The following is an 8,413-nucleotide window of genomic DNA, read 5'->3' on the forward strand; positions in this document are numbered from 1 at the left end:
TCTACCCATTGATTTCATTTAGTATTGGTTGAAGTCGTTCTCGAATAAGGGTTATGACATCCTTGAAGTCGAGGGGCTCCTTCCACTTAATTCGCCGGAGAAAGCCCTCCCAAAAGCGGATTCTAGTTGGGTCTTCTGCGAACTTGTCGGTGAAGGCGATTACTTGTTTGGGAAGGCTTGTATTTCTGTTTCTAAATGTATTTCTGATGGCGGATTGCAAAATTTTTGAATCAACGGTTTGCTTAGAAAAAATTTGGTACATGTCGAAGAAATCCTTCATTCGACTATTTTCTTCTTCCAATACAATCATTGCGTGAAATTTTTCAGCAATAACTGTTTCTAGGGAATAGGAAAGCAAAATTGTTTCGGGAATTCCTGACAGAAGCGCGGGATATGTGATTTGTACTGGATTTGGGGTTATGATATCTCCAAAACCGATGTCGATGGAAATTCTTTGGACGATGGTGTCGAGGTGGGCTGTCAGCTGTACTCTAACGCCCTTGTACTCCTTGTTTATCATAATGTCATCAACAAGAATATTTTCGTTGTCGAAAACCAACCCGTCTTCTGAGCAGGGCTGTGTGCAGATGTTTGAAAATACGTCTTTGATGTGTTTTTTATCGGATGAAATGTTGTGCCCGAGAAAATCTACATCAACAGTTGGTCTTGAACTGAATTTCTCATAAGCGAATAAAAGAGATCCACCTTTTAGGAAAAGTGAATTTTTGAATGCACTGATAGAGAGCCTGTACAAAAGCCTTTCGTGTACAAAGCGAATGAGAACTTGCTGATAGTTGAGGCCTTGTTTCTTTGTAAGGTCTAGGAGTCTACAGCGAATGGACTTGTCTATAAACTTGACCATTTAGAGCGATACCTCTAGGTATTTTTTTATGGTTGATTCGACTCTCAATTTTTTGGCGTAATCCAGCAACCTTGAAATACTTCGGTCGTTTCTCTGGAGGTAGGTTCGGAGAATTTCTGTGCTAAGGTCAAGGCCGATTTTGTTCCTGTACTTGATGGCGTCACAAACGGATCTTTCCAGGTCGGTTATTTGAATAGTGTAGCTCCCGATTTCTGTTTTGCAGATGCCAAAATCGAATAGTTTGTCTGTCCAGTAGTACAGTTCAAATGCGGGAAATTCCGGCAGGACAATTTTTCGTTTCCGTGGAATGGCGACGCAATATTCTGAAGGAATTTGAGTTGTCAAGTTATAATGGAACCACGCGGAATACATGCATAGTGTTCCTCCGGGAATCACTTTTTCGATATCGATCATTGTGTTTGCCAGTGATTCTACCGGGGCGAATACGCCTGCGCGCATGCGAATCATCTCTCCGGTCTTGACTTTTTGCAAAGTTTGGCGGTATTGGTATGTTCCCATGGAATCGCGGAGGAGGTATCCTTCGGTATTGCCGAATTTTTTGCCATCATATTCAATCATGACTATAATATACAAAAATCTACGGCATATTTATAAATGTGCCGTAGAAATTTGTATAACTTTTGAGAAAATCGAAGAATTGTTGGGCCTTTTGACAGATTCCTTTTCCAATCTTGAAGGTTTTTTTGAGTTTTTAACGAATTTGCAGAAACTGGTGTTTTGAAATTTGACGATTTTGTGTATATTTTGAGAATAAAATTTAACGATTCTGTGGTTGGCTATGATCTTTAAGCGCAAAATTTATAATAAGCTGGTCGAATGGAAACGAAATTCCGGTGGGAGAACCGCCCTTCTGGTTGAAGGGGCTCGTCGTATTGGAAAGTCTACCATCGTAGAAGAATTTGCAAAAAACGAGTATGCGGTTCACTTGATTATCGACTTCACTGTTGCGTCTAAGGCGGTGATTTCTCTATTTGACGATTTGTCGGATTTGAACAGAATCTTTTTGCAGCTTCAGCTTATTTATGGGGTTTCGTTTGAAGCTCGGAATACGCTTATTGTTTTTGACGAAGTTCAGTTTTGCCCAAGGGCTAGGCAGGCCATTAAGCACCTGGTAAAGGATGGTCGCTACGATTATATCGAAACGGGGTCTCTTATTTCTATAAAGAAAAATGTAAAGGACATCCTGATTCCAAGTGAAGAAGAACGGATAGAGATGTTCCCGATGGATTATGAGGAATTCTTGTGGGCCATCGGCAAGAAGGGGACGGTTCCCTTGTTGAGAAAAGTTTTTGATAATCGGGAGCCTGTGGGTATCGCTCACCGCAAGTTGATGCGTGATTTTAGATTATACATGCTTGTTGGAGGAATGCCTATGGCGGTAGAATCTTATCTTGAAACGAATGACTTGAAAAAGGTGGATTATGTCAAGCGTGGAATTTTAAAGCTTTACCAAGATGACTTTTTCAAGCTTGACGAGACCGGACGAATAACGGATCTTTTTAAGAATATCCCTGCGCAGTTGAACAAGAATGCAAGACGTTATCAGGTTTCTAGCGTGTTGCACAATGAACGGGCTGATAGCATTGCTCCGCTTCTTTCGATGTTGGTGGAATCCAAAACGGTACTAATTGCGTATCATGCCAATGACCCTAATGTTGGGCTTGCTAACAACAAGGATCCAAATCTGTTTAAGTTGTTTGTTGCCGACATAGGATTGTTTACAACGCTGGTCTTTTTAGATAAAGATTTTACTGAAAATACGATTTATGAAAAATTGCTAAGCGACAAGTCGAATGTGAATTTGGGCTACCTTTATGAAAATGTAATTGCCCAGACATTGGCGGCTAATGGTAATCAACTTTATTACCATACATTCTTGAATCCGTCTAGTGGTCATAATTACGAAGTTGATTTTTTGTTGTCCCGCGGGAATAAGATTTGCCCTATTGAGGTTAAATCTTCGAGTCATAAAGCACACGCTTCGCTTGATGCTTTTTGTGAAAAATATTCAAACCGCGTAGGGAATCGCTATTTGATTTATACAAAGGATTATCAAAAAGATGGGGCGACCCAATTGCTCCCTGCGTATTTTGCACAGTTCCTGTGACGAGTTCTGTCTACGAACTTTATTGTTAGCTCATGTTTTTGCCGCAGCACTTCTTGAACTTTAGGCCGCTGCCGCAGGGGCATGGGTCGTTGCGACCGACTTTTGGAACATCGCTTTGGGTGGGAATGTTGAATGGGGCTGCGCTTGACTTTTTTGGCATGGTGAGAGGCGTGTATCCCAGGTTGACCCACATTCTGCAATTGTTGTTGAAATCTTGCAGGGGCCTAAGTACTTTTTCAACTTCGTTGATGTCCTTGAATTCAATGCTGAATTCCGTCCGCAGGAATTCAATTTCTCTGAAGGGATTTTTACCGCGGATGCATGCCTCCAGTAAATATGACGAGGCGTCCAGGGCCGTAGAGGGGTCGGTAAATTGTTTGATAGCCTTGTACAGCTTTTCGTATTCGAGAGTGTGTGCGTTGAGGTCCATGGGCGAAAAAGCCCAATGCTCGATTTCTTCGTGGTTTGGTTGGTATATAGGCTTTCCTTGTTGCCCGTTCATGATTTCTGTAATTTCATCGCCGAATTCAATTCTATAATCGGTTAATCCGCCGTTGAAAAAGTGGAAGAATTTGGAAGCTTGGGAACACCATTCAATGTGCTTGCTTATATCCGCGCCTGTGAATTGCGTCTCGTGGTCACGGTTCCATAAGTCTGCGATATCGGAAGCGGTCGCTACGCCGTAAAGATTGGCTGCAACCTTGCAATAATCCGCGAACCCCACCATTTCTTTGGATGGGGCGTTTTTCACGATGTTCTGCAAAAGTTCATGGGGCAAATACGCCTTTAAGTGGTCAGGATCTTTGCCATAAAGATAGAGCAGACCCATTTCTGCCAGATACAAAATCTTCTCTGCGAAAACATCGCGGGCGGCTTGGCCCTTGTTCATTTTTTTGCATTCCTGGTTGAAGGACTCCTCGTTTTTATAATCCATGAACATAAGCCAAAAGGAGATCATGAACGGGCTTTCGTAAGTTACGAAGGCTTCGGCTGTCTTGTGAAGATTGCGCTCCAGCCACATCATGTATTCGAACTTTGTGAAATATGTGTCGGGAGCCTCGCCGGTATGCCAAAAGGGAGCGACATTTTCGTAAATCTGCTGAATTTCTGGCCTGTGCAAATTGTTCAGCAGGGAATGCAACATCCCCTGCTTTGGTGCTTCCTTATGGATGCAGAATGGAGAATCGAAAATAAACTGGTTGAGCTCAAAGCCTAAATTTATGTTCATGGTGCAATCTTAGAAACTTACTCCATTTTGAAAAAAGTTCTCTACTCTTCCGTCAGTATGCAGCGTACGGAAAGGCCCAGGTCGATGTCGTTGTTTCCGCCCTTGATGATGCTGCGGTCGTTGTAGGCGATGGGGGAGTAGGCGATGAAATCTTCCACTTCGGTGGAGGACCAGAGGGCGGCAGAGTGCTTTATGCCGGCGAAGTTCATGTCTGCGGGATTGTACTGGCCTGCGGGAACGATGGCAAAGCCGTAGGTGTCGAGGCCGTTGCCGTCTGTGCCCATGTCAGGATCGCGATTGGAGGAGCCGGCGGCGGTGTACCAGCCTTCGGTAGCCTTCAGGGCGAGGCCAGCTCCGAGCCATGTCTTGACGTCATCTTCGTCGGTTTCTACGTCGGAGCTTGCGAACTTGAGAAGAACTTCAAATTCCTCTTGACTGGGCAAGTGCCAGCCTTCGGGGCAGACCTTGTTGGCGGCTTCCCAAGTGTAAAGGTGGCCGTAGGTGTTGCATCCGGAGAGGCTGTGGTTCGGGCACCAGCTTTCTTCGTTACCGTTGTATTCGTAGTCCAGGTTTTCGGCCATCCAGATTTGGTTGCCGATTTTCACCACCTTGTATTTTTTGCGGTCACGGGAGTCTGTGAGGATGCCTGCCTCTGCGTCGTAGCCGTTGGCTGGTGCTTCGACCGATGTGCCGGAAGATGAAGTTGGCTTGTCGGAATTTCCTCCGATGCTGCTGGAGGATTCTGTGTCGTTTTCGGAATTTTTATCTGCGCTTGTGGAACTGGAATCGCCGCAGGCCATGAGCATGGACATGGAAACAACGCCAAGTAATCCGAGCCAAATCTTGGACATAGAGAACTCCTTTAACTTACGATTTAAAAATATTAAAGTTTTACGATGTGTTGAAAATTCTCTGCACGAAAGCTTTGATATATTTCTCTACATGAGTAAATACGAACCGCTATAGAAATGTGGTATTTTGAGTTTTGATTATGAAAGCCTACGTTTATAAAGAACACAAGAAATTTGAACTGGTAGAAAAGCCGAAGCCTGAATTGCAGGGGCCGAGGGATGCCATTGTTCGTGTGACCATGGGGAGCATCTGCACCAGTGACTTGCACATCAAGCATGGTTCTGTGCCACGGGCGGTGCCGGGAATTACCGTAGGCCACGAGATGGTGGGTGTTGTGGAATCCGTCGGTGATGATGTGAAGAACGTGAAGGCTGGCGACCGCGTGACGGTGAATGTGGAAACTTTTTGCGGGGAATGTTTTTTCTGCAAGAACGGTTTCGTCAACAATTGCATCGACAAGAACGGCGGCTGGGCTTTGGGCTGCCGCATTGATGGCGGTCAGACGGAATTTGTGCGGGTGCCTTTTGCAGATCAGGGTCTGAACAAGATTCCTGATTCCGTCAGCGACGAACAGGCACTTTTTGTAGGCGATGTGCTGGCTACAGGTTTCTGGGCCGCCCGCATTTCTGAAATCAAGACCGAGGATACGGTGCTAATCATTGGCGCTGGCCCCACGGGCATTTGCACGCTGCTTTGCGTGATGCTGAAGAATCCGGCGAAGATTATCGTTTGCGAAAAGGATGAAATGCGTCGCGAATTTGTGCGCAAGCATTATCCCCAGGTGATTGTGACTACGCCGGAGGAATGTGACGCGGTGGTGCAAAGGGAAAGCGCCCATGGCGGTGCCGACGTTGTGCTGGAAGTGGCAGGCACCGAAGAGACTTTCCGCATGGCCTGGGAATGCGCAAGACCCAACGCCATCGTGACGGTGGTGGCCCTTTACAATAAGCCCATGGCTTTACCGCTGCCGGAAATGTACGGCAAGAATCTCACGTTCAAGACCGGTGGCGTTGACGGTTGCGACTGTGCCGAAATCCTTTCCCTCATAGAACAGGGGAAAATCGACACAACTCCGCTAATTACCCACAAGTTCCCTCTGGCAGAAATCGAGGAAGCCTACCGCATTTTCGAAAACAAGCTGGACGGCGTGATTAAGGTTGCTATTTGCAGCTAAAATTTATTGTATATTGAAAACATGAAGAAATTTTTTTGGGCGTTATTTGTTGCGTTTGCGTGCGCGATTCTTTTGGGCTGTGGCAGTCATGATCGTAAGTATGTGATTGGTATTTCCCAGTGTTCGCTGACGGATTGGCGTTACCAACTGAAGGATGAGCTGGTTCTAGCTTCCTATTTTAACGAGGATGTGGAAATCCGTATGGCCTTTGCCGACGATGATGATGTACAGCAGAGCCGTCAGATTGATTCTCTTTTGGATACAGGATTGGATATCCTGATTGTTTCGCCTAATCAGGTGAAGGGCCTTTCTGGAAGCATGAAGCGGGCCCAGGATATGAAGGTGCCTGTGATCCTTTATGACCGCAAGATGAACGACGTGGAATTTACGGCGTTCATGGGTGCAGACAATTACGCCATCGGAAACATGATGGGGGAGTTTGCGGCGGCTCAGTTGAAGGGCAAGGGAAACATTGCCGAAATCGGTGGCCTCAAGGGTTCTTCGCCGGCTAAGGAGCGCCATCAGGGTTTTGCGGATGCCATCAAGAAATATCCTGATTTGAAAATCGTAGGTTACGCTGAGGGCGACTGGAAGGAAGAATCCGGTGCCAAGGCCATGGAGGAAATCCTCAAGTATTATGATGGCCCCATCGACCTGGTTTTTGGGGATAACGACCGCATGGCCCTGGGGGCTCGCAAGGTGCTTTCGTCCCGCGGGCAGTTGGACGGACAGAAAAATGAAGTTCTGTATTTGGGTGTGGACGCCCTGCCTATTTCCGATGGCGGTATGGAAAATGTCCGTGATGGTCTGCTGATCGCTTCAGGCATTTACCCCACCTGTGGTGATGAGCTGATTGACCTTGCCCTGAAGATTCTTCGTGGGGAGCCTTACGAAAAGAACAATGTACTGGAAACCAGCATTGTTACCAAGGAAAATGCCAATGTTTTGCTGCTTCAGTACCGCGAAGTCAAGAAAAGAGCGGGCTATATTGCCAAGATGCACAACCTGGTTGGCAAAATCAAGGATGAATCGGAAACTCAAACCATGCTTAGCATTGCCATGTGCCTTTTCACAGGCGTTGTTTTCGTTTTCTTGATCCTGATTATTCATGCAAATCGTATAAAAGACTGCCTGAATGAGGAACTTCGCCAGAAAAATGACGAACTGATCCGCAAAAATGAGGAACTTGATGCTGAAAAGGCCTGCGTGGAACAGCAAAGAGACCAACTTGAGGAACAAAGAGACCAACTTTTGGACGCTACGACCCAAACTTTGACCGAAAATCAGCCGACTGAACCGGAAAAGTCCATAGAAACCCCTCAAAAGAATGAATTTATGGAGAAATTCCTGTCCTGTGTGGATGAAAAGCTGGACAGCCCCACTCTTTCCGTAGAGGATATTAGCCAGGAAATGTGCGTTTCTCGCGTTCAGCTGTACCGCAAGGTGAAAAGTTTGGCCCAGAAGTCCCCTGTGGAGATTATCCGCGAGCGTCGTCTGCAACGGGCCAGTGAGCTTTTGCAGGATCCGAGCCTTAGTATTTCCGAGGTGGCTTACCGCGTCGGGTTCTCCGCTCCCTCCTATTTTACCAAGTGCTACAAGGAATTTTTCGGTAAAAATCCCCGTTCCTAGTACGCCCCTTATGTAACGTTCAAAAATAAAATTGGCTATGTTCTTTCAAAGTGTAGATGTAATATAACTATCTAAAAAACACACCCTATTAGAAACTGAGATTTACCTACCTAAAAACTGTATCTTAGATACTTGGTCTAACCTAATTTTTGTTGGGTTAGACCATTTTTTAGTATTTTTTCAGTAAATTCAACATAAAATGGCAGTCTTACACTCTAATAGAACATAGCCTTATTTTTCAAACGAGTTATGACAAGGATATTTGAATGAACCTGCTCAGAATTTTTTGCCTGGCCCTGTTCGCGGCAACCATGTTCTTTACCGCCTGCGGTGACGACGACAGCAGCAGCTTTGTTGAACCGGAAAAGGAATCCTCGTCTAGCGAAATCCTGAGCAGCGGCGACGGGACCAGTGACGGCAATGGAGACAAATCCAGCAGCAGTGTCTCGTCTTCGACTACGAACAGCTCTTCCTCTGCGAAATCCAGCTCGTCTACAGGAGACAAGAACAGTGGCGGTGAGTCTAGCCCAGCCTCGTCAA

Annotated in this window: 8 protein-coding genes; 4 read left to right on the plus strand and 4 right to left on the minus strand. The window is 45.8% G+C overall.

The window, feature by feature from the left end; genetic code table 11:
- Position 1 precedes the first annotated feature (1 nt).
- On the minus strand, positions 2 to 754 hold the full coding sequence (locus MJZ26_04700; GenBank protein MCQ2105074.1) for a nucleotidyl transferase AbiEii/AbiGii toxin family protein: 753 nt from the start codon (positions 752 to 754) through the stop codon (positions 2 to 4).
- A gap of 108 nt (positions 755 to 862) precedes the next feature.
- The gene (locus MJZ26_04705) at positions 863 to 1,441 is read right to left on the minus strand and encodes a hypothetical protein (protein ID MCQ2105075.1); all 579 of its coding nucleotides are present in this window, start codon (positions 1,439 to 1,441) and stop codon (positions 863 to 865) included.
- 220 nt (positions 1,442 to 1,661) lie between these two features.
- On the opposite strand from MJZ26_04705, the gene MJZ26_04710 reads away from it, so the two are divergent.
- On the plus strand, positions 1,662 to 2,990 hold the full coding sequence (locus MJZ26_04710; protein MCQ2105076.1) for an AAA family ATPase: 1,329 nt from the start codon (positions 1,662 to 1,664) through the stop codon (positions 2,988 to 2,990).
- 25 nt (positions 2,991 to 3,015) lie between these two features.
- On the opposite strand, the gene MJZ26_04715 is transcribed toward MJZ26_04710, so the two are convergent.
- Together MJZ26_04715 and MJZ26_04720 are read right to left on the minus strand one after the other, a co-directional pair.
- A complete protein-coding gene (locus MJZ26_04715) occupies positions 3,016 to 4,218 on the minus strand; it encodes an SEC-C domain-containing protein (protein ID MCQ2105077.1) in 1,203 nt (400 codons plus the stop codon).
- A 41-nt stretch (positions 4,219 to 4,259) separates the two neighbouring features.
- The gene (locus MJZ26_04720; GenBank protein MCQ2105078.1) at positions 4,260 to 5,069 is read right to left on the minus strand and encodes a hypothetical protein; all 810 of its coding nucleotides are present in this window, start codon (positions 5,067 to 5,069) and stop codon (positions 4,260 to 4,262) included.
- Positions 5,070 to 5,209: 140 nt separating this feature from the next.
- On the opposite strand from MJZ26_04720, the gene MJZ26_04725 reads away from it, so the two are divergent.
- The 3 genes from MJZ26_04725 to MJZ26_04735 all read left to right on the plus strand — a co-directional run.
- Positions 5,210 to 6,244 carry an alcohol dehydrogenase gene (locus tag MJZ26_04725; GenBank protein MCQ2105079.1) on the plus strand — a complete coding sequence of 345 codons (1,035 nt, stop codon included), beginning with the start codon at positions 5,210 to 5,212 and terminating at the stop codon, positions 6,242 to 6,244.
- Between the two features lie 21 nt (positions 6,245 to 6,265).
- Positions 6,266 to 7,873: a substrate-binding domain-containing protein gene (locus tag MJZ26_04730; GenBank protein MCQ2105080.1), complete on the plus strand. Its 1,608-nt coding sequence runs from the start codon at positions 6,266 to 6,268 to the stop codon at positions 7,871 to 7,873.
- Positions 7,874 to 8,139: 266 nt separating this feature from the next.
- Positions 8,140 to 8,413: hypothetical protein (locus MJZ26_04735; GenBank protein MCQ2105081.1), on the plus strand; the 274-nt coding region annotated here is incomplete at its 3' end.

Origin of the sequence: Fibrobacter sp., from assembly GCA_024398965.1 — a bacterium.
Lineage (GTDB): Bacteria > Fibrobacterota > Fibrobacteria > Fibrobacterales > Fibrobacteraceae > Fibrobacter.